The organism is Xanthomonas hawaiiensis, assembly GCF_031834635.1.
Taxonomy (GTDB): Bacteria; Pseudomonadota; Gammaproteobacteria; order Xanthomonadales; family Xanthomonadaceae; genus Xanthomonas_A; species Xanthomonas_A sacchari.
This window is the reverse complement of sequence record NZ_CP115873.1, coordinates 1,300,511-1,319,724: the sequence shown is the minus strand read 5'-3', so window position 1 is coordinate 1,319,724 and position 19,214 is coordinate 1,300,511. Positions and strand designations below refer to the sequence as shown.

Below are 19,214 nucleotides of genomic sequence, written 5' to 3'. Positions count from 1 at the left end.
TATCTTCCCTGCACATGAACGAAACCCGAAGCGCCCTGGTCGTCGACGACGAGCGCGACATCCGCGAGTTGCTGGTCCTGACCCTGGGCCGGATGGGGCTGCGCATCAGCACCGCCGCCAACCTCGCCGAAGCGCGCGAACTGCTGGCGAGCAATCCCTACGATCTGTGCATCACCGACATGCGCCTGCCCGACGGCAACGGCATCGAACTGGTCAGCGAGATCGCCAAACACTACCCGCGCACGCCGGTGGCGATGATCACCGCCTTCGGCAGCATGGACCTGGCGGTGGAGGCGCTGAAGGCCGGCGCCTTCGACTTCGTCAGCAAGCCAGTGGACATCCAGGTGCTGCGCGGCCTGGTCAAGCATGCGCTGGAACTCAACAACGAGAGCCGCGCCGCGCCGCCGCCGCCGGCCCCGGAGCAGGCCAGCCGCCTGCTGGGTGCCTCGGCGGCGATGGACGCGCTGCGCAGCACCATCGCCAAGGTCGCGCGCAACCAGGCGCCGGTCTACATCCTCGGCGAATCCGGCGTGGGCAAGGAACTGGTCGCGCGCACCATCCACGAGCAGGGCGCCCGCGCCGCCGGCCCGTTCGTACCGGTGAACTGCGGCGCGATCCCGGCCGAACTGATGGAAAGCGAGTTCTTCGGCCACAAGAAGGGCAGCTTCACCGGCGCCCATGCCGACCAGGCCGGCCTGTTCCAGGCCGCGCACGGCGGCACGCTGTTCCTCGACGAGGTCGCCGAACTGCCGTTGCCGATGCAGGTCAAGCTGCTGCGCGCGATCCAGGAGAAATCGGTGCGCCCGGTCGGCGCCGCCAGCGAAGTGCCGGTGGACGTGCGGATCCTCTCGGCCACGCACAAGGACCTGGCCGACCTGGTCGCCGAGGGCCGCTTCCGCCACGACCTGTACTACCGCATCAACGTGATCGAACTGCGCGTGCCGCCGCTGCGCGAGCGCGGCGGCGACCTGCCGCAGCTGGCCGCGGCGATCCTGGCGCGACTGGCCAAAAGCCACGGCCGCCCCACCCCGCTGCTGTCGCCTTCGGCGCTGGACGCCCTGAGCAGCTACGCCTTCCCCGGCAACGTGCGCGAATTGGAGAACATCCTCGAACGCGCCCTGGCGATGGCCGAGGACGACCAGATCAGCGCCGCCGACCTGCGCCTGCCGCAACCCGGCAACCACGCCCGCAGCGCCGCCGAGGCCGCCCCGGCGCTGCCGCGCGGCGTGGTCGACATCGACCCCAGCTCCTCCGCCCTGCCGTCCTACATCGAGCAACTCGAACGCGCCGCGATCCAGAAGGCACTGGAAGAGAACCGCTGGAACAAGACCCGCACCGCCGCGCAACTGGGCATCACCTTTCGGGCGTTGCGCTACAAGCTGAAGAAGTTGGGGATGGAGTAGTGGAGCCGGGAATGGGGAATCGGGATTTGGGAATGGGAAAAGCCGCTCTTCCGGCTACCTCGGCCCTCTCGGCCCTTCGCCCGAGGGAGTGATCCGACCAGACGGGTAATGCGATTGGGCGCGACCGACATCGTGCGCCCTGCGCTACGAGAGACCTGGGAATAAGACTTGGAATACCAGCAGGCCACCAGGGATGGGAAAGCCGCTTTTCCGATTCCCCAATCCCCATTCCCCATTCCCAGCTCTTCAATCCTTCGTCACCCGATTGATCTCGGCCAAACTGGTGATGCCGTTGCGGGCCTTGAGCAGGGCTGACTGGCGCAGGTCCTTGACGCCGATCTTCTGCGCGGCGCTGGCGATGTCCATGGCGTTGCCGCCCTGCAGCACGATCGCCGCGATCTCGTCGTTCATCGGCATCACCTGGTAGATGCCGGTGCGCCCCTTGTAGCCCTCGGTGCATTCGTCGCAGCCGACCGCCTCGTACAGCTGGACGCCGGCGGCGATCTCCGCCTCGGTGAAGCCCTCGGCCAGCAGGGCCTTCTCGGGCAACTGGACCGGGCGCTTGCAGTTGTTGCACAGGCGCCGCGCCAGGCGCTGGGCGATGACCAGGGTCACCGAACTGGTGATGTTGTAGGGCGCGATGCCCATGTTCATCAGGCGCGCGATGGTCTGCGGCGCGTCGTTGGTATGCAGGGTGGACAGCACCATGTGGCCGGTCTGCGCGGCCTTGATCGCGATCTCGGCGGTCTCCAGGTCGCGGATTTCGCCGACCATGATGATGTCCGGATCCTGGCGCAGGAACGAGCGCAGCGCCGCGGCGAAGGTCATGCCGCGCTTGTTGTTCTGCTGCACCTGGTTGACCCCGGGCAGGCGGATTTCGACCGGGTCCTCGGCGGTGGAGATGTTGCGGGTATCGTCGTTGAGGATGCCCAGCGCGGTGTACAGCGACACCGTCTTGCCCGAGCCGGTGGGTCCGGTGACCAGGACCATGCCGTACGGCTTGTGGATTGCATCCAGGAACAGCTTCTGCTGCTCGGGTTCGTAGCCGAGCTTGTCGATGCCCAGCTTGGCCGCGCTGCCGTCGAGGATACGCAGCACGATCTTCTCGCCGAACAGCGTCGGCAGCGTGCTGACGCGGAAGTCGATCTGCTTGTTCTTGGACAGGTTGAGCTTGATGCGCCCGTCCTGCGGGACCCGCTTCTCGGCGATGTCCAACTGCGCCATCACCTTCAGGCGCGCGGCGATGCGCTGGTTGAGCTTGACCGGGGCCTTGGCCACGCTCTTGAGCAGGCCGTCGATGCGCAGGCGCACCCGGTAGTCGTCCTCGTAGGGCTCGAAGTGGATGTCGGACGCGCCGCGGCGGATCGCATCGACCAGCACCTTGTTCACGAACTTGACGACCGGGGTGTCGTCGCCCTTGGCGTCGATGCCAGTGTCGCCACTGCCCCCCATGTCCTCGTCGCCAGTGCTGACGTCGAGGTTGTCCATGCCCTCGTCATCGCCCCCCAGCGCACTGCCGAAGGTGTCGCTGCTGGCCTGCCACTGCTCCAGCGTCCGGCGGATCTGGTCCTCGTCGACCAGGATCGGCTCCACCGTCAGGTTGGTGTGGAACTTGATGTCGTCCAGCGCCCGGGTCTGGGTCGGGTTGCTGATGCCGACGAACAGGCGGGTGCCGCGCTTGAACAGGGGCAGCACCTGGTACTTCTGCAGCAGTTCTTCGCTGACCAGCTTCATCGCGTTCTGGCTGGCGTCGAAAACCGAGACATCCATCAACGGCATGCCGAACTCGACCGCGTTCGCGGCGGCCAACTGCGCGGCAGTGACCAGCTTCTTCTCGGAGAACCACTGCGGCAGCGGGACCTTGGCCTCGGCCGCGTGTGCCATCGCCGTCCGCGCAGCAGCTTCCTCCAGCGCGCCATCCTGAACAAGGCGGCGGGCAATTCCGGTGATACCCACGAGGTTGGCAGATGTTAGATTATTCATAAGCCATCATACTAAAATGGATTTTGAGCGACCAAACAGTCAATACAACATCCAGCGCACTAATCACCCCCATAAAGCCGATAGAATCATGGCCACCACCCAGACGCATAAAAACACAACACCTAATCAATAACCAATTCTCACCAAATGAAAAGTCCCGCTTGCGCGGGACTTTTCATAACTTAAATCAAGATACAAACACTCAGCGACATTCGGCAGGGTAATACTTAGCCTGGCTACCACTACCAACACATTTCCAGGTCGTACCAACAGCGGAATCAGCCGCACCAACCGTAGGGGTATAGGTCAAAATGGTACCCTTGGTTTTAGTTGCATCACCAGTGACAGTGATAACACCGGTCGCATCTGTACAAGTGATAGAGGCCATGTTTGTGGTTGCCGCAGTGGTACCAACCCCAGTACAGTTTTTGGCAGAGAGCGCCCCCCCATTGTTGGCGATATTTTCAGCGACGGTCGTCTTGAACGAACTCGCCATGACTGCGAGTTCGCTGACACGGGACCGAATGGTATAATCCTGATAGGCCGGCAACGCAATGGCGGCAAGAATAGCGATGATCGCGACAACGATCATCAATTCGATCAGGGTAAAGCCCTCTTGCTTCTTCATAATGAACCCCTAGAGATGGTTTGTACAGGTTGAGGTATCTGGCACTCGCCCGCGAAGGCAACTCCCCGAGCGCCGCGGCGAAGTGCCACGTGCGAGATGCTTCAAGCAGATCGCGTGCCAACTTCTCACGCCTCGTAGCACGCCTCGCCAAATGCCCCGCACGACCATGATGCCTGAGAGTGGCGGACGAAATTCTCCCAAATCAGCGATTTGCGACGGGATGGACCATTCGACCCGATGCGTCAAAAAGTGACGCAATGCGTCACCTCGAAAGGGATGGCGCGCGTTATGGCCTTAGGTGCCAGTTGCCGCAGAAACCTATACTATCCTCCAGTCCGCCCGGGGATGGCCGGACGGGGAGACGATCCGATGTCCGCAACGCGCAGCGCAGTCAAAAAAGAACCGGTCGCGCGTGCGGCCAGCCAGCAGGTACCTTTCGTCTGGGAGGGCACGGACAAGCGCGGCATCAAGATGAAGGGCGAGCAGACGGCGAAAAGTGCCAACCTACTGCGCGCAGAACTCCGCCGCCAAGGCATCACTCCGTCTTTAGTCAAGCCCAAGCCAAAACCTTTGTTCGGCGCTAACGGCCGCAAGATCGGCGCCAAGGACATCGCTTTCTTCAGCCGCCAGATGGCGACCATGATGAAGTCCGGCGTCCCGATCGTGGGCTCCCTGGAGATCATCGCCAGCGGGCACAAGAACCCGCGCATGAAGCAGATGGTCGACCATATCCGGACAGACATCGAGGGCGGCTCTTCGCTCTATGAAGCAATCAGCAGACATCCGGTGCAATTTGACGAGTTGTACCGCAACTTGGTACGTGCCGGCGAAGGCGCCGGCGTTCTTGAGACCGTGCTGGAGACGGTCGCAACCTACAAGGAAAACATCGAAGCACTGAAGGGCAAGATCAGGAAAGCCTTGTTCTATCCGGCCATGGTAATGGCCGTCGCTTTGATCGTCAGTTCAATCCTGTTGGTGTGGGTGGTGCCACAGTTCGAGGATGTGTTCAAGGGTTTCGGTGCGGAACTGCCTGCCTTCACCCAGATGATCGTCACCGCCTCACGCTTCATGGTTTCTTACTGGTGGATGCTATTGCTCTTACTGGTCGGCAGCATCGGCGGCTTCATCTTTGCCTACAAACGCTCTCCTTCGATGCAGCACGGCATGGATCGACTGGTGCTCAAGGTGCCGATCATCGGTCAGATCATGCACAACAGTTCAGTGGCGCGCTTCTCGCGCACTTTGGGAGTGACTTTCCGTGCCGGCGTGCCGCTGGTGGAGGCGCTGGACATCGTCGCCGGCGCCACCGGCAATAGCGTCTACGAAAAAGCCGTGTTGCGCATGCGCGACGACGTGGCCGTAGGCTATCCGGTCAACATGGCGATGAAGCAGACGAATCTGTTCCCGCACATGGTCATCCAGATGACCGCGATCGGCGAAGAGGCCGGCGCACTGGATGCCATGCTGTTCAAGGTAGCCGAGTATTTCGAGCAGGAAGTGAACAACGCGGTCGATGCCTTGAGCAGCCTGATCGAGCCGTTGATCATGGTGTTCATCGGCACCATCGTCGGCGGCATGGTCATCGGCATGTACCTGCCGATCTTCAAGCTGGCCTCCGTCGTTGGATAAGCATTAATGGCATTTCTCGATCAACATCCCGGCCTCGGCTTTCCGGCCGCGGCCGGGCTTGGCCTGCTGGTGGGCAGCTTCCTCAATGTGGTGATCCTGCGCATGCCCAAGCGCATGGAATGGCAGTGGAAGCGCGACGCGCGCGAGATCCTGGAGCTTCCGGACCTCTACGATCCGCCGCCGCCCGGCATCGTGGTGGAGCCGTCGCACTGTCCGCACTGCAAGCACAAGCTGGCCTGGTTCGAGAACATTCCGCTGTTCAGCTGGCTGGCGCTGCGCGGCAAATGCCGCTATTGCCATGCACCGATCTCGCCGCAATACCCGCTGGTGGAACTGCTCACCAGTCTGCTGGTGGTTGCGAGCGTGTGGCGCTTCGGCTTCGGCTGGCAGGGCTTCGGCGCGATCGTGTTCAGCTGCTTCCTGGTGGCGCTGTCCGGCATCGACCTGCGTACCCGCCTGCTGCCGGACCAGTTGACCCTGCCGCTGATGTGGCTGGGCCTGATCGGCAGCATGGACAACCTGTACATGCCGGCCAAGCCTGCCCTGCTCGGCGCCGCGGTCGGCTATTTCTCGCTATGGTCGGTGTGGTGGCTGTTCAAGCAGATCACCGGCAAGGAAGGCATGGGCCATGGCGACTTCAAGCTGCTCGCCGCGATCGGCGCCTGGTGCGGCCTGAAGGGCATCCTGCCGACCATCCTGATCTCCTCGCTGGTCGGCGCGATCCTGGGCTCGTTGTGGCTGGCGGCCAAGGGCCGCGACCGCGCAACGCCGATCCCATTCGGCCCGTACCTGGCGATCGCCGGCTGGATCACCTTCTTCTGGGGCACGGAGATCGTCGAGACCTACATGCGCTGGTCGGGACTGCGCTGACGGAGCCTGCGGCTTGACTGATTTCGTCGTCGGCCTGACCGGAGGCGTGGCCTCCGGCAAGAGCGAACTGAGTCGCCGCTTCGAGGCCAGGGGCATCGTCGTCGCCGATGCCGACCTCGCCGCACGTGCGGTGGTCGCGCCCGGGCATCCGGCGCTGGCGCAGATCGTGGCGCGGTTCGGGCCGCAGATCCTGCAGGACGATGGCAACCTGGACCGCGCCGCCTTGCGCCAGCGCATCTTCGAGGACGCGACCGCACGCCGCGACCTGGAAGCGATCACCCACCCCGCCATCCGCCTGTTGCTACAGGAACAGTGCCGCGAGGCTGCAGGACCGTACGCGATCGCGGCGATTCCGCTGCTCACCGAGGTCGGCGCACGCGCCGCCTATCCCTGGCTCGACCGGATCCTGGTGATCGACGCCCCCGAGGCAGTGCAGCACGCCCGCCTGATGCAGCGCGACGGCATCACCGCCGACCTGGCGCAGCGCATGCTGGCGGCGCAGGCCACCCGCGCCGCACGACTGGCCATTGCCGACGACGTGGTGCTCAACGACGGCGCCGCAGCGGATTTGCAGGCGTCGGTGGAGCGACTGGATCGGGAATACCGCACATTGGCGGCGGCGAAAGCCTCCTCGTAGGATCCGCGCCGGCTACGACTGCGGCACACCGGACGCGTCGCCACTGCCATCGACGCGAGCGGCCTACAGGCCACAGCCCACTTTCTGACCAGGATCGGCGCAACGCCGCCCGGCCCATCGCACGGCGACGCAGGGCGTTCGACTACAGCGCGTCCAGATCGCCCAACGCACGGATCAGGCGCCGCGCGCGCTTGTCCGGCTTGCCCTCCGGTGCCTGGTAGCCGTTGCGCTCGGCGCTGCGCTGCGCGCGCAATTGCGCGCGGCGTTCGCGCGACACCTCGCTCTCCTGGTACAGCGCCTGCGCCACGCTGGCCGGGCCGCGGGTGTCGCTCAGCCCCAGCACCTGGATCTCGAACACCTCGTCGCCACGCTGCACCCGCACCTGCTCGCCCACGCGCACCGCGCGCGAGGACTTGGGCCGCTGCCCGGCCACGTCCACCTTGCCGGTCTCCACCGCCTGCTTGGCCAGGCTGCGGGTCTTGAAGAAGCGCGCGGCCCACAGCCAGACATCCAGGCGCACCGAAGCAGCTTGCACGACAGGTTGATTCATTGCGTTGCTCGACATCACTCGCGTTGGGGTTGCAGGCAGTCAAGGGGCGGCGCCGGATCAGAACCCAAATGCATGGTCGGCGCGCTGGTCTCTCCGCACAGATGGCGATGCGATCACACCAATGCAAGCACCACGCCCACCGGAACCCGTTCCCCCGAGATGAATGGGTTGGCGGCGAAGATGGGCTGGCAGGCCCACCAGTCACAAGGTGGGCTGGCCCGGGCGCGGCGTGCACGGATCGACGATCACCGGCTGGGATGCACTCCGAGACGATCCCCCCGCCACCTTCCCCGGGGGACACCATCATCGGCTGCCCCGAGGTGCGCTGCATGCAGATCATCGCCGAGCTGGAGCAGACCACGCGCGGCGCGTACACCGGTGCGGCTCGCGATGGTTGGGTGCACGAGGCGGCGTCCGCACCCTCATCCGCCCCTGCGGGGCACCTTCCCCCGAAAAGGGGGCCATGGTCCCGAGGGGAAAAGGGAGAAGCCAAAGCCCCTCTCCCACCGGGAGAGGGGTTGGGGTGAGGGTGCGGCGCGCAGCGGCTCGCTGTGTTTGGGTGCACGAGGCCCAAGGCCCGTATGACGCGATCTGTGCCGAACGCGCGTCCACTCCCGCCGCAAGCGCACGACCGCATGGCTCGGGTGGGACTGGACATCGCCCGCGACGGCGCGCTCGCCATGGCGCGGCGCAAGCAGGCCCCACGTAGGCCTGCTGCACGAACGCAGCAGACCCCAGCCGACCATCGCCCCAGCGACATCCGTCGGTGCTAGTGTGGCCGGCTCACTCTCGATCCCGACCCGCGATGACCAAGCCCGCTGCGCTCACCGAAGGCCCGATCGGCCGCCAGTTGCTGCTGTTCTCGCTGCCGATCCTGGCCGGCAACATCGCGCAATCGCTCAACGGCTCGGTCAACGCCGTGTGGATCGGCCGCTATCTCGGCGAAGCGGCGCTCACCGCCGCGGCCAACGCCAACAGCATCATGTTCTTCCTGATCGGTTCGGTGTTCGGCATCGGCATGGCCGCCACCATCCTGATCGGCCAGGCGATGGGCCGCGGCGACGTGGCCCAGGCGCGGCGGGTGATGGGCACCAGCGCCACCTTCTTCATCGGCATCTCGGTGCTGATCGCCGCCGGCGGCTGGTGGCTGGCGCGGCACCTGCTGGCGGCGATGGGCACGCCAGCGGCGTCGCTGCCGCTGGCCGAGGCCTACCTGCGGGTGATCTTCCTGGCGATGCCGCTGCTGTACACCTTCGCGTTCCTGTCGGCGGCGCTGCGCGGCACCGGCGATTCGCGCACGCCGTTCCGCTTCCTGCTGCTGTCGGTGGCGCTGGACATCGGCTTCAACCCGCTGCTGCTGTTCGGGCTGGGGCCGTTTCCCAAGCTGGGCATCGCCGGTGCGGCCTGGGCCACGCTGATCGCGCAGGCGGTGTCGCTGACCGGGTTGCTGCTGTACCTGCGCCGCAAGCGCCACGTGCTGTGGCTGGGCCGCCGCGACGCGCGGCTGTTCCGGCTCGACCTGCCGATCCTGCGCGCGCTGATCGTCAAGGGCGTGCCGATGGGCCTGCAGATGGTGTTGATCTCGCTGGCGATGATCGTGATGATCGCCCTGGTCAACGGCTACGGCACCGACACGTCCGCGGCCTACGGCGCGGCACTGCAGTTGTGGGCCTACCTGCAGATGCCGGCGATGGCGATCGGCGCGGCCTGCTCGTCGATGGCCGCGCAGAACGTCGGTGCGCAGCGCTGGGACCGCGTCGCGGCGACTGCGCGCAAGGGCGTGCTGTTCAACTTCCTGCTGACCGGCGCGCTGATCGCGCCGCTGATCCTGTTCGACCGCTGGACCCTGGCGCTGTTCCTGCCGCCGCACAGCGCGGCGCTGGAAATCGCGCGCCACCTCAACCACATCGCGGTATGGTCGTTCCTGTTCTTCGGGGTCACCTTCGTGATCTCGGGCGTGGTCCGCGCCACCGGTGCGGTGATCCCACCGCTGCTGATCCTGGCGCTGTCGCTGTGGGGCATCCGCGTGCCGTTCGCGCAGTTGCTGCAGCCGCAACTGGGCGCCGATGCGGTGTGGTGGAGCTTCCCGACCAGCGCCACCTGCGCGATGCTGGTGTCGCTGGCGTATTACCGCTGGGGCAACTGGCGCACCGCGCGGATGCTGGCGCCCGCGCCGCCGGAGACGGTGGCGCATCCGGCGGAAGTCCCGGTGCAGCCGCCGGCGCCGGTCGCCGACGTGGCGGTGGCGCAGGATCCGGCGCGCTGACATTGCTTAAGCGCGGCGCGACCGAATCCACACGCCATTTGTAGGAGCGGCTTCAGCCGCGACCGGGCATTCCCCTGGAATCGCTCACCGCTAAGCGCCTGCCTGCGTCTTGATGATGGTCGGCGGCCCGGTCGCGGCTGAAGCCGCTCCTACGAGTGCCTCGCGCGGCGTCGGTTGCAAACAGCGCCGGGACTCACCGCACCACAAGCCACGGCGCACATCCTGGCCATTCCACAAACGCAAACGGCCGCCCGAAGGCGGCCGTTGCGGCAGCGACCGATTGGTCGCCGGGAATTACTCGGCCTTGGCGGCGGCAGCAGCGGCCTGGCGCGCGACCTTGGCCTGCGCAGCGGCGGCCAGGTCTTCCTTGATGCGGGCAGCCTTGCCTTCCAGGCCACGCAGGTAGTACAGCTTGCCGGCGCGGACCTTGCCGCGGCGCTTCACTTCGACCGAGTCGATGGTGGCGCTGTGGGTCTGGAAGACGCGCTCGACGCCGTAGCCGTGCGAGATCTTGCGCACGGTGAACGAGGAGTTCAGGCCGGCGTTCTTGGTGCCGATCACCACGCCTTCGTAGGCCTGCACGCGCTCGCGGTTGCCTTCCTTCACCTTGACGTTGACGACAACGGTGTCGCCCTGGTTGAACTCCGGCAGCTTGCGCTGGATCTGGGCGGCTTCGAAGTCGGCCAGGATGGTCTTGTTGAGCTTGCTCATGGTGGGCACCGCTTGTGTCTGGTGAGGTGGTCCGGCAGTCGCCGCACGGCGATTGCGCGATATCGGATGGGCCAAGCACGGAACGCACTGGCCGGAAAGCCGGGCATTTTAACCCAGCCTGGCGGCAATGGCTAGGGTCTGGATGGATTTTCCTGTTCGGCGGCCAGCGCCGCCTCCCGCTCCTGGCGGAATTCCTGCAGCAGGCGCCGGTCGGCCGCGCTCAGCGCAGCCTCGTCCAGCAGTTCCGGACGCCGCAGCCAGGTCCGCCCCAGCGCCTGCATGCGCCGCCAGCGCGCGATCGCGGCATGGTTGCCGGAACGCAGCACCGCCGGCACCTCGCCCAGCGCGTGTTCGCGCGGATGGGTGTAGTGCGGGCAGTCGAGCAGGCCGTCCGGGCCTTCGAAACTGTCCTGGGCCGCGGACTCGGCATCGTTCAGCGCCCCCTCCTGCAGCCGGGTCACCGCATCCACCAGCACCGCCGCGGCCAGTTCGCCGCCGGACAGCACGTAGTCGCCGATCGAGATTTCCTCGTCCACCGCGGCAGCGACGAAGCGCTCGTCCACGCCCTCGTAGCGCCCGCACAGCAGCAGCAATCGCGGCAACGCGGCCAGTTCGCGGGCCTTGGCCTGGGTCAACGGCCGCCCCTGCGGGCTCAGGTAGATCAGCGGCGCCGGCTGCGGATCGGCGTCGCGCACCGCCTGCAGGCAGGCCTGCAGCGGCTCGATCATCATCACCATGCCCGGGCCGCCGCCGAAGGGGCGGTCGTCGACCTTGCGGTAGCCGCCGGCGGCGTAGTCGCGCGGGTTCCAGCCGTGCAGGTCCAGCAGCGCGCGTTCCTGGGCACGCCCGACCACGCCGAACCCGGCGCACTGGGCGACGAACTCGGGGAACAGGCTGATGACGTCGATGCGCATGAGGCTGGGAATGGGGAGTCGGGAATGGGGAATGGGAAAAGCAAAAGCCAAAGCGGCCGCATGGCCGCTGAGCTCAGAACTCGGGGTCCCAGTCGACCACGATCAGGTTGGCCTCGAAGTCCACCGACTTGATGTAGTCCGGTTGCACGAACGGCACCAGCCGCTCGCGGTCGCCGCGCACCACCAGCACGTCGTTGGCGCCGGTGGAGAACAGGTGCGACACCTGCCCCAGCGCCACGCCGTCGACGGTGCGCACATCCAGGCCTTCCAGATCCACCCAGTAGTACTCGTCCGGGCGCGGCGGCGGCAGGCTGCTGCGCGCCACGTAGATCTCGGTGCCACGCAGGGCTTCCACGGCATCGCGGTCGGTGACCTCGGGCAGCGTGGCGATCAGGGACTTGCCGGACTCGCGGCCGCGCACACCGCTGAGGCTGCTCTCGCTGCCGTCGGGCCTGCGCACGATCCAGGGCTGGTAACGAAAAATGGCGAGGCGCGGCTCGGTCCAGGACTCGAGCTTGGCCTCGCCACGGATGCCGAACGCGCCGAGGACCCGACCGAGCAGGATGCGGCGCTGGCTGTCTTTCATTGGCGCAAACGCAAGGGCCGCGCGCTGGGCGCGGCCCGCGGAATCAGGCCGCGGCGGCCTGGTTCTTGGTGGCTTCCTTGTACAGGTTGCGCACCTTGTCGGTCAGCTGCGCGCCATTGGACACCCAATGGTCGACGCGGGCCAGGTCCAGCACTACGCGCGGCTCGGCGCCCTGGGCGACCGGATTGTAGTAACCCAGGCGCTCGATGTTGCGGCCGTCGCGCGCGCTGCGCACGTCGGACACGATGATGTGATAGAAGGGGCGCTTCTTGGCGCCGCCACGGGTAAGGCGGATCTTGACCATGGTGAGTTTCCGGTGTTGCCCAGTCGCCAGGATGGCGCGGTGAACCGACGATTATAGCGGGCGGCCCCGGCGCTGCCAAGTCTGGGCTGTGGCCTGTGGCCGCGGGATTGGGGGTTCGAGATTGGGGATTCGCCAGGAGCGGCAGCCATGCCGCGATGGCCGTCCACGGCGTGCTCAGATCGCCTGCCAGGGCTGGGTGTGCAGCGCGGCCTCCAGCATGGCCAATAGATCCGCGGCTGGGCGCAGCGTGCGCCCATCCACCGCCGCGACCGCATGTTGCCCGCGAGCGTTGCAGGTGAAGGCGGCCGCGTCGGATCCGAATTCCGGGAGCAACAGCGGTCGCACCTGCTGCGGCACGCCCAGCGCGGCCAGGCCCGCCTGCAGCAGCCGCTGCTGGGTGCCGTGCAGCGCCGGGGCCTGCGGCCAGTGCAGGCAGTCGCCATCCCACAGCCCCAGGTTCCAGGTCGGCCCCTCGGCCACCTGCCCCTGCGCGTCGACGAACAGCGCGTCGTCGCTGCCGGCCTGCTGCGCCAGGCGGCGCTGGTAAAAAGCGCCGAAGGTGCCGACATGCTTGAACTGCGACGCCTCGCGCGCGAACACGCCGCTGCGCAGGCGCAGCGGCGCCAGGTCGGCCTGCGCCGGCTCCGCCAGCGATACCAGCAGTTCCACCTCGCAGTCGGCATCGACCCGACGCAGCGAGAAACCCGGCGCGAACACGGTGACGCGCAGCGAAGCGTCGCCACTGCCGAACGCGGCCAGCGCCGCTCGCAGCGCGTCGCGCACGCGCGCAACAGGCAAATCGCTGCCGAACAGCGCCGTGTTGGCCTGCTGCAGCCGCTGCAGATGCAGGTCGAACCCGCGCACGGCACCATCGCGGACCTGCATGGTGCTGAAATGCCCGTAGTTCAAAAGCGCGGCCGCGGCCAGCAGTTCTGCGCCCGCAGGCTGCCCGCGGTGGAAGACCTGCGCGCTCACAGCAGGTTCTGCGCCTGCGCCCACCAGCGTGCCAGCAGTTCCGCAGCAGGCTCGGCCGGCGCCATCCATGCCGATTGCCCGGCCCAGGCCTGCATCCCCGCCAGGCGGTCGTCGCGTTGCGCGGCCTGGCGCATCGGCGCGGTGAGCCCGCGCTGCACCGGGTACGGCCGCAGCGGCGGCGCGTCCGGCGCGGCGGCGGCGCGCACGTAATCGGTGTCCAGCGCGCGCCCCAGGCGGCCGGAAAAGGCGCGGGTCAGCGTGGTCTGCTCGGGTTCGGCCTGGGCCAGCGCGGCCGCCCAGGCCGGCGCCAGTGCCGCCTCCGGGCTGCGCAGCAGGGCGGTGCCGATCTGCACGGCGCTCGCGCCCAGGGTCAGCGCGGCGGCGATGCCGCGGCCGTCGCCGATGCCGCCGGCGGCGATCACCGGGATCCGCAGATGATCGACCAGCCGCGGCAGCAGCGCGAACAGCCCGGTCAACTGCCGCTCGGCGCTGCCGGCCTCGAAGGCACCGCGATGGCCGCCAGCCTCGGCGCCCTGCGCGACCACCGCGTCGGCGCCGGCGGCCTGCGCGGCCAGCGCCTCGTCCAGGGTCGTGGCGCAGGCGAACCAGGCGATTCCGGCCTGCTGCAAGCGCTGCACCTGGTCCGGGCGGAACAGGCCCATGATCGACGAGGCCACCGCCGGCCGCGCCGCGAGCAGGGCCTCGAACTGGGCGTCGAAATCGGCCGGCGCCGCATCGCCGGCGGCGGCATCGACCGGCGGTCCCCAGGCCCCGAGAAAGGCGCGCACCTCGGCTTCGGCCACGGCGTCGCGCACGGGCGGCGCATCCGGCACCCACAGGTTGACCTGCGCCGGCCCACCACCGGCGGCGCGAAACGCGTCCATCCACGTCACGATGTCCTGCGGCGCGGACAGCACCGCGCCCATCGCGCCCATGCCCCCGGCCGCAGCGACCGCGGCCGACAAGGACACCGGGCAGGCGCCGGCCATCGGGCTGAGCAGGATGGGCAGGCGCAGGCCGAAATCCTGGCAAAAGCGCGATGCCCGCGCGCGCGCCGCGGACTTCCCGCCTGCCAGGCCGTTCATACTCAGTGCGCCTGCTGCAACAGTTGCACGATCCGCGGCCACTGCATCTGCTGCGCCAGTTCCAGCGCCGTGTGGCCACGCGGGTTGCGCAGCGACGGATCGGCACCGTGCCGCAACAGCGTCTCCACCGGTTGATAGTTGCCGGCCAGCGCGTCGCGCTGCAGCAGCGTCCAGCCCTGCTCGTCGACCATCTGCGCCATATCGGGGCGGGCGCGCAGATCCTCGTCCATGCGCGGCCCCATGTTCTCGCTCATCGGGTGCTCGCGCAGCGCGAGCGCGTCGGCGTCGTCCTCGGCCTTGTCGTTGCGACCGAACAGGCCGCCGAGCAGCCCACGCTTCTTCTCCGCCGGCACCAGCCTGACCTGCCCGGGCGCACCGAAGTCCAGCCCCCACGCAGCGTCGTGTTCGGCGCGCTCGGCCGCCGACATGTCGCGGCGCATCGCGTCGATGGTGTAGCCGCCATAGGCCTTGCCGTCGATGACGTACATCCAGTCCTCCAGTTCGGCGACCGGCGCGGAAACGGCGTCGCCAGCCTGCAGCGAGGAAATGTAGGCCGGATCGTTGAGCAAGGCGCCAGAGACGGTGTCCCCGTCGAACTGCACGTCGCCCACCCACATGTGCTCGACGGGCGGCGCGTCGCCGTCGTCGGAATCGGTCGCGAACGCCAGCTTGATCGCCGCCATGTCCAGCCCCGGCACGATGCGCCGGTACTCCCAGGACATTTCGCGCCAGAAGAACTTGAAGGTGCGGCGCGCGGCGAGAAACGCCTCACGCATCGCCGCGTCCTCGCCGTCCACGGAATAGGTAGTGTCCTTACTCATCATCGACTCCTGCTTGCAATGGATCGTAAGCGGCGCAGGCGCGGGGCGCGATGCGCCGTGCCGCGGGCTCAGCGGAACGGCAGACCACCGCGGCCGCCCATGCCGCCCATCATGCCCTTCATGCCGCGCATCAGGCCCTTCATGCCGCCGCCGGCCATCTTCGACATCATCTTTTCCATCTGCTGATACTGCTTCATCAGCTTGTTGACGTCGGCCGGCTGGGTGCCGGAGCCGCGGGCGATGCGCGCGCGGCGCGAGCCGTTGAGCAGGCCCGGGTTGCGCCGCTCCTTCTTGGTCATCGAGCCGATGATGGCGATCATCCGCGGCACGTCCTTGTTGCCGGCAACCTGCTGCTTGAGGTGCTCGGGGATCTGGCCCATGCCCGGCAGCTTGTCCATCAGCCCGGACAGGCCGCCCATGTTCTGCATCTGCTCGAGCTGGTCGCGCATGTCGTTGAGGTCGAACTTCTTGCCCTTGGCGACCTTCTCGGCCAGCTTCTGCGCCTTGTCCTTGTCGACCTGGTGCTCGACCTGCTCGACCAGCGACAGCACGTCGCCCATGTCGAGGATGCGGCTGGCCAGGCGGTCGGGATGGAACACGTCCAGGCCGTCGGGCTTCTCGCCGACGCCGATGAACTTGATCGGCTTGCCGGTGATGTAGCGCACGCTCAGCGCCGCGCCGCCGCGGGCGTCGCCGTCGGTCTTGGTCAGCACCACGCCGGTCAGCGGCAGCGCCTCGCTGAATGCCTTGGCGGTGTTGGCCGCGTCCTGGCCGGTCATCGCGTCGACCACGAACAGGGTTTCGACCGGGGCGATTGCGGCGTGCAGCGCCTTGATCTCCTCCATCATCGCCGCGTCGATGGCCAGGCGGCCGGCGGTATCCACCAGCAGCACGTCGACGAAGGACTTGCGCGCGTCGGCGATGGCGGCGCGGACGATGTCCACCGGCTTCTGCGAGGCCTCGGACGGGAAGAACAGCACCCCGACCTGCTCGGCCAGGGTCTTGAGCTGCTCAATCGCGGCCGGACGGTACACGTCGGCCGACACCACCATCACCTTCTTCTTGCGCTTTTCCTTCAGGTGCTTGGCCAGCTTGCCGACCGTTGTGGTCTTGCCCGCGCCCTGCAGGCCGGCCATCAGCACGATCGCCGGCGCCGGCACGTTGAGGTTGAGGTCGCTGGCGGCCGAGCCCATCACCGCGGTCAGCTCGTCGCGCACGACCTTGATCAGCGCCTGGCCCGGGGTCAGGCTCTTGAGCACTTCCTGGCCGACCGCGCGCACCTTGATGCGCTCGATCAGCGCCTGCACCACCGGCAGGGCGACGTCGGCCTCGAGCAGCGCGATGCGCACTTCACGGGTGGCTTCGCGGATGTTCTCCTCGGTCAGGCGACCGCGGCCGCGCAGGCGCTGCATGGTGCCGGAGAGGCGTTGGGTGAGGGATTCGAACATGCGGGCGGGTCGCGGACGGGAAACGGCCGTCGATTATAGCCGGGCGCGCCGGCGATCCCCGGCGCCGCCGTCACGACGGCGGGCCGATATGCGAAACTGGCGCGATGCTCATCACCGTCCTTGCCGCCCTGCTGTACCTGACCGCGACCGGCCTGCTGATCGCCGCGGTGGTGCGCGACCGGGTGGACCGCAGCCGGGCCTGGTTACTGCCGGCCCTGCCGGCGGTGGCGCTGCATGCGGGCTATCACGTGCAGGTGGCCCTGCACACCGCCGGCGGCCCGGACATGCATTTCTTCGCCGCGCTGTCGCTGGTCAGCCTGGGCATGGCGCTGATGACCGCACTGGTCGGCGCCAGCGGGCGCATGGCCGCGCTGGGCGTGGTGGTGTTCCCGCTGTCGGCCGCGCTGCTGCTGGCCTACCACGGCTACGGCCACGCGCCGGCACCGGTGCTGGACTGGCGGCTGCAACTGCACGCCTGGCTGGCGCTGCTGGCCTACGCCACGCTGGGCATCGCCGCCCTGCTGGCGGTGATGCTGTGGCTGCAGGAGCGCGCGCTGCGACGCCGCGACTTCCATCCCTGGCTGCGCGCGCTGCCGCCGCTGACCGCACTGGAGACGCTGCTGTTCCGCACCATCGTGGTCGGCTTCATCCTGCTGACCCTGACCCTGCTGACCGGGGTGCTGTTCGTGCAGGATTTCCTGGCGCAGCGGCTGGTGCAAAAGACCGTGCTCAGCGTGCTGTCGTGGATCGTGTTCGGCGCGCTGCTGTTCGGCCGCTGGCGCTATGGCTGGCGCGGGGTCAAGGCGGTGCACTGGACCCTGGCGGCGATGCTGTTGCTGCTGCTGTCGTTCTTCGGCAGCAAGTTCGTGATCGAGCTGGTGCTGGGGCACGCGCAGTAGCCTGAGCAGACTAGCGCGACGTATGTTTTGTAGGAGCGGCTTCAGCCGCGACCGGTCCTGCCGGGAATGCCCGGTCGCGGCTGAAGCTGGCCCCCCCCCCCCCCGCATCAACCGCGGCCCTGCTCCACCAGCGCCGCCTCCACCGCCGCCCAGTCGGCGCCGCGGCCAACCTCGGCGACGTGGTAGGCGATGCGGTGGCGATAGACCTGACCCGGGCGCAGGATGCAATCGGGAAATCCCGGCTGGTTCGGCGCGTCCGGGTAGCCCTGCGGCTCCAGGCAGATGCCACGGCCAAGCTCCGGATGCTGCCGGTCCAGGCCCTGGCCCTCGTACAGTTGTACCGCCGGCATCGGACTGGCGATGCGCATGGCCACGCCGCTGTGCGGCGAATACAGCAGCGCGGTGCAGTCGTGGCCGTCGGCCAGCACCAGGCAGTGGTCGTAGCCGGCGCTGAGCGACAGTTGCGGATCGGCGGCGATGTCCTTGTCGGCGATCGCACGCGCCTGCCGGAAATCGAACGGCGTGCCGACGACCGTGGCGACCTCGCCGCGCGGCAGCAGCGCGGCGTCGCGCACCGGCAGGTAGCGATCCGCCGGGACCCGCAGCCGCTGCGCCGCGGCCGGCACCGCAGCATCGCCGGCCAGGTTGAAATAGGGATGGTGGGTGAGATTGAGCGGGGTCGGCGCATCGGTCTGCGCGACGAACTCGACGCTCAGGCAGCGACCATCGACGCGGTAGGTCGCCTCCACCGAGACATTGCCCGGGTAGCCCTCCTCGCCGGCTGGCGAGTCGTAGCGCAACTGCAGCATGCGCTCGGTCTGCGCCAGCACCGTCCACACCCGCCGGCCGAAGCCCACTGCCCCGCCATGCAGGTGGTTGGCGCCCTCGTTGGCGGTAACGGTGTAGTGCCGGCCATCGATGGTGAAGGCCGAGCCGGCGATGCGGTTGCCGAAGCGCCCGACCAGCACGCCCAGGTAGGCCGGGTCGTGCAGGTAGTCCTGCAGCGTCGGCAGCCCCAGCACCAGCTCGGTATCGCCGTGTGCGCCGTGCAGCCGCAGGCTGCGCAGCAGGCCGCCGTAGGTCAGCACTTCGGCACGCAGGCCGTCGCCGCTGTCCAGGATCGCGCACTGGATGGCGGTACCGTCGGAAAGATGACCGAAGAGCGAGGACATGCAGGAGCCTGTTCGGTGATGCGCATGCGCGGGGTCCGCAGCATAACCAGCGAGGACGCGGCGCGGCCATCGCTGCGCCAGCATCGGCCGTGCGCTGTGCGATAGCGCGCACACGCGCGGACCGGGCTGCGCGCGGGGCGGTGCCGCGTATTGCAATTCGGATATGGCGGCAGCGCATTCGGACATTGGTCCGCCCTGCACGTCTCTTTTATGCTCGGGGGCGGGGCAACCGGGGACAGGCGCGGAGGCGATGCGTGCCGGGGTTGCGCCACCCGAATGCGGCATCGGCTTGGCGCCACGTCGTGGCCGCCTGCCGGCCGTCGCTTCCACGCG

Annotated in this window: 18 protein-coding genes and 1 pseudogene; 7 read left to right on the top strand and 12 right to left on the bottom strand. The window is 67.8% G+C overall.

The features are described from left to right. The first annotated feature begins 14 nt into the window (after positions 1-14). A complete protein-coding gene (locus PG878_RS05895; RefSeq protein WP_209029528.1) occupies positions 15-1,403 on the top strand; it encodes a sigma-54-dependent transcriptional regulator in 1,389 nt (462 codons plus the stop codon). A gap of 246 nt (positions 1,404-1,649) precedes the next feature. On the opposite strand, the gene pilB is transcribed toward PG878_RS05895, so the two are convergent. Together pilB and PG878_RS05885 are read right to left on the bottom strand one after the other, a co-directional pair. Beyond that, positions 1,650-3,386, bottom strand: a complete 1,737-nt coding sequence (pilB, locus tag PG878_RS05890; protein ID WP_209029527.1) for a type IV-A pilus assembly ATPase PilB — start codon at positions 3,384-3,386, stop codon at positions 1,650-1,652. A gap of 202 nt (positions 3,387-3,588) precedes the next feature. Next, positions 3,589-4,014, bottom strand: a complete 426-nt coding sequence (locus tag PG878_RS05885; RefSeq protein WP_209029526.1) for a pilin — start codon at positions 4,012-4,014, stop codon at positions 3,589-3,591. Between the two features lie 369 nt (positions 4,015-4,383). Here PG878_RS05885 and PG878_RS05880 point away from each other — a divergent pair, with 369 nt between their 5' ends. The 3 genes from PG878_RS05880 to coaE are packed head-to-tail and all read left to right on the top strand — an operon-like array spanning position 4,384 to position 7,150. Beyond that, a complete protein-coding gene (locus PG878_RS05880; RefSeq protein WP_209029525.1) occupies positions 4,384-5,643 on the top strand; it encodes a type II secretion system F family protein in 1,260 nt (419 codons plus the stop codon). A 6-nt stretch (positions 5,644-5,649) separates the two neighbouring features. Beyond that, positions 5,650-6,513 carry a prepilin peptidase gene (locus tag PG878_RS05875; protein ID WP_209029524.1) on the top strand — a complete coding sequence of 288 codons (864 nt, stop codon included), beginning with the start codon at positions 5,650-5,652 and terminating at the stop codon, positions 6,511-6,513. Between the two features lie 13 nt (positions 6,514-6,526). Beyond that, complete coding sequence (gene coaE / locus PG878_RS05870; protein WP_209029523.1) at positions 6,527-7,150, top strand: dephospho-CoA kinase; 624 nt, start codon at positions 6,527-6,529, stop codon at positions 7,148-7,150. 142 nt (positions 7,151-7,292) lie between these two features. Here coaE and PG878_RS05865 read toward each other — a convergent pair whose 3' ends face one another. Then, on the bottom strand, positions 7,293-7,700 hold the full coding sequence (locus PG878_RS05865) for an RNA-binding S4 domain-containing protein (RefSeq protein WP_209029522.1): 408 nt from the start codon (positions 7,698-7,700) through the stop codon (positions 7,293-7,295). 290 nt (positions 7,701-7,990) lie between these two features. Between PG878_RS05865 and PG878_RS20825 the strand changes: the two are divergent. Continuing rightward, positions 7,991-8,104, top strand: a pseudogene (locus tag PG878_RS20825) (chorismate-binding protein); the annotation flags it as partial. A gap of 401 nt (positions 8,105-8,505) precedes the next feature. Next, on the top strand, positions 8,506-9,966 hold the full coding sequence (locus tag PG878_RS05855) for an MATE family efflux transporter (protein ID WP_209029521.1): 1,461 nt from the start codon (positions 8,506-8,508) through the stop codon (positions 9,964-9,966). 294 nt (positions 9,967-10,260) lie between these two features. Here PG878_RS05855 and rplS read toward each other — a convergent pair whose 3' ends face one another. The 8 genes from rplS to ffh all read right to left on the bottom strand — a co-directional run bounded on the left by rplS (position 10,261) and on the right by ffh (position 16,810). Continuing rightward, a complete protein-coding gene (rplS, locus tag PG878_RS05850) occupies positions 10,261-10,677 on the bottom strand; it encodes a 50S ribosomal protein L19 (protein WP_010342237.1) in 417 nt (138 codons plus the stop codon). A 131-nt stretch (positions 10,678-10,808) separates the two neighbouring features. Beyond that, positions 10,809-11,591, bottom strand: coding sequence for a tRNA (guanosine(37)-N1)-methyltransferase TrmD (gene trmD / locus PG878_RS05845; RefSeq protein ID WP_209029520.1), 783 nt, complete (start codon positions 11,589-11,591; stop codon positions 10,809-10,811). Positions 11,592-11,664: 73 nt separating this feature from the next. After that, positions 11,665-12,177, bottom strand: a complete 513-nt coding sequence (rimM, locus tag PG878_RS05840; RefSeq protein WP_209029519.1) for a ribosome maturation factor RimM — start codon at positions 12,175-12,177, stop codon at positions 11,665-11,667. Between the two features lie 43 nt (positions 12,178-12,220). Then, positions 12,221-12,481 carry a 30S ribosomal protein S16 gene (gene rpsP / locus PG878_RS05835; protein WP_209029518.1) on the bottom strand — a complete coding sequence of 87 codons (261 nt, stop codon included), beginning with the start codon at positions 12,479-12,481 and terminating at the stop codon, positions 12,221-12,223. 174 nt (positions 12,482-12,655) lie between these two features. Then, positions 12,656-13,456 carry an aminotransferase class IV gene (locus PG878_RS05830; protein WP_209029517.1) on the bottom strand — a complete coding sequence of 267 codons (801 nt, stop codon included), beginning with the start codon at positions 13,454-13,456 and terminating at the stop codon, positions 12,656-12,658. Next, positions 13,453-14,541, bottom strand: coding sequence for an NAD(P)H-dependent flavin oxidoreductase (locus PG878_RS05825; RefSeq protein ID WP_209029516.1), 1,089 nt, complete (start codon positions 14,539-14,541; stop codon positions 13,453-13,455). Before PG878_RS05825 ends, PG878_RS05830 begins: the two co-directional genes overlap by 4 nt. Positions 14,542-14,543: 2 nt before the next feature. Next, positions 14,544-15,362 (bottom strand): DUF2314 domain-containing protein, encoded by an 819-nt coding sequence (locus tag PG878_RS05820; protein ID WP_209029515.1) that lies wholly within the window; start codon positions 15,360-15,362, stop codon positions 14,544-14,546. 68 nt (positions 15,363-15,430) lie between these two features. Further along, positions 15,431-16,810: a signal recognition particle protein gene (gene ffh, locus PG878_RS05815; RefSeq protein ID WP_209029514.1), complete on the bottom strand. Its 1,380-nt coding sequence runs from the start codon at positions 16,808-16,810 to the stop codon at positions 15,431-15,433. Positions 16,811-16,914: 104 nt separating this feature from the next. Here ffh and PG878_RS05810 point away from each other — a divergent pair, with 104 nt between their 5' ends. Then, the gene (locus PG878_RS05810; protein WP_209029513.1) at positions 16,915-17,709 is read left to right on the top strand and encodes a cytochrome C assembly family protein; all 795 of its coding nucleotides are present in this window, start codon (positions 16,915-16,917) and stop codon (positions 17,707-17,709) included. Positions 17,710-17,816: 107 nt separating this feature from the next. Here the strand turns inward: PG878_RS05810 and PG878_RS05805 are convergent, their stop codons facing one another. Next, positions 17,817-18,881, bottom strand: a complete 1,065-nt coding sequence (locus tag PG878_RS05805; RefSeq protein WP_209029512.1) for an aldose epimerase family protein — start codon at positions 18,879-18,881, stop codon at positions 17,817-17,819. Positions 18,882-19,214: the final 333 nt, after the last annotated feature.

Bases quoted from the DNA above. Each gene is read 5' to 3' on its own strand.
- PG878_RS05895 (WP_209029528.1), top strand. From the start codon at position 15: ATGAACGAAACCCGAAGCGCCCTGGTCGTCGACGACGAGCGCGACATC.
- pilB (WP_209029527.1), bottom strand. From the start codon at position 3,386: ATGAATAATCTAACATCTGCCAACCTCGTGGGTATCACCGGAATTGCC.
- PG878_RS05885 (WP_209029526.1), bottom strand. From the start codon at position 4,014: ATGAAGAAGCAAGAGGGCTTTACCCTGATCGAATTGATGATCGTTGTC.
- PG878_RS05880 (WP_209029525.1), top strand. From the start codon at position 4,384: ATGTCCGCAACGCGCAGCGCAGTCAAAAAAGAACCGGTCGCGCGTGCG.
- PG878_RS05875 (WP_209029524.1), top strand. From the start codon at position 5,650: ATGGCATTTCTCGATCAACATCCCGGCCTCGGCTTTCCGGCCGCGGCC.
- PG878_RS05865 (WP_209029522.1), bottom strand. From the start codon at position 7,700: ATGAATCAACCTGTCGTGCAAGCTGCTTCGGTGCGCCTGGATGTCTGG.
- PG878_RS05855 (WP_209029521.1), top strand. From the start codon at position 8,506: ATGACCAAGCCCGCTGCGCTCACCGAAGGCCCGATCGGCCGCCAGTTG.
- rplS (WP_010342237.1), bottom strand. From the start codon at position 10,677: ATGAGCAAGCTCAACAAGACCATCCTGGCCGACTTCGAAGCCGCCCAG.
- trmD (WP_209029520.1), bottom strand. From the start codon at position 11,591: ATGCGCATCGACGTCATCAGCCTGTTCCCCGAGTTCGTCGCCCAGTGC.
- rimM (WP_209029519.1), bottom strand. From the start codon at position 12,177: ATGAAAGACAGCCAGCGCCGCATCCTGCTCGGTCGGGTCCTCGGCGCG.
- rpsP (WP_209029518.1), bottom strand. From the start codon at position 12,481: ATGGTCAAGATCCGCCTTACCCGTGGCGGCGCCAAGAAGCGCCCCTTC.
- PG878_RS05825 (WP_209029516.1), bottom strand. From the start codon at position 14,541: ATGAACGGCCTGGCAGGCGGGAAGTCCGCGGCGCGCGCGCGGGCATCG.
- PG878_RS05820 (WP_209029515.1), bottom strand. From the start codon at position 15,362: ATGAGTAAGGACACTACCTATTCCGTGGACGGCGAGGACGCGGCGATG.
- ffh (WP_209029514.1), bottom strand. From the start codon at position 16,810: ATGTTCGAATCCCTCACCCAACGCCTCTCCGGCACCATGCAGCGCCTG.
- PG878_RS05810 (WP_209029513.1), top strand. From the start codon at position 16,915: ATGCTCATCACCGTCCTTGCCGCCCTGCTGTACCTGACCGCGACCGGC.
- PG878_RS05805 (WP_209029512.1), bottom strand. From the start codon at position 18,881: ATGTCCTCGCTCTTCGGTCATCTTTCCGACGGTACCGCCATCCAGTGC.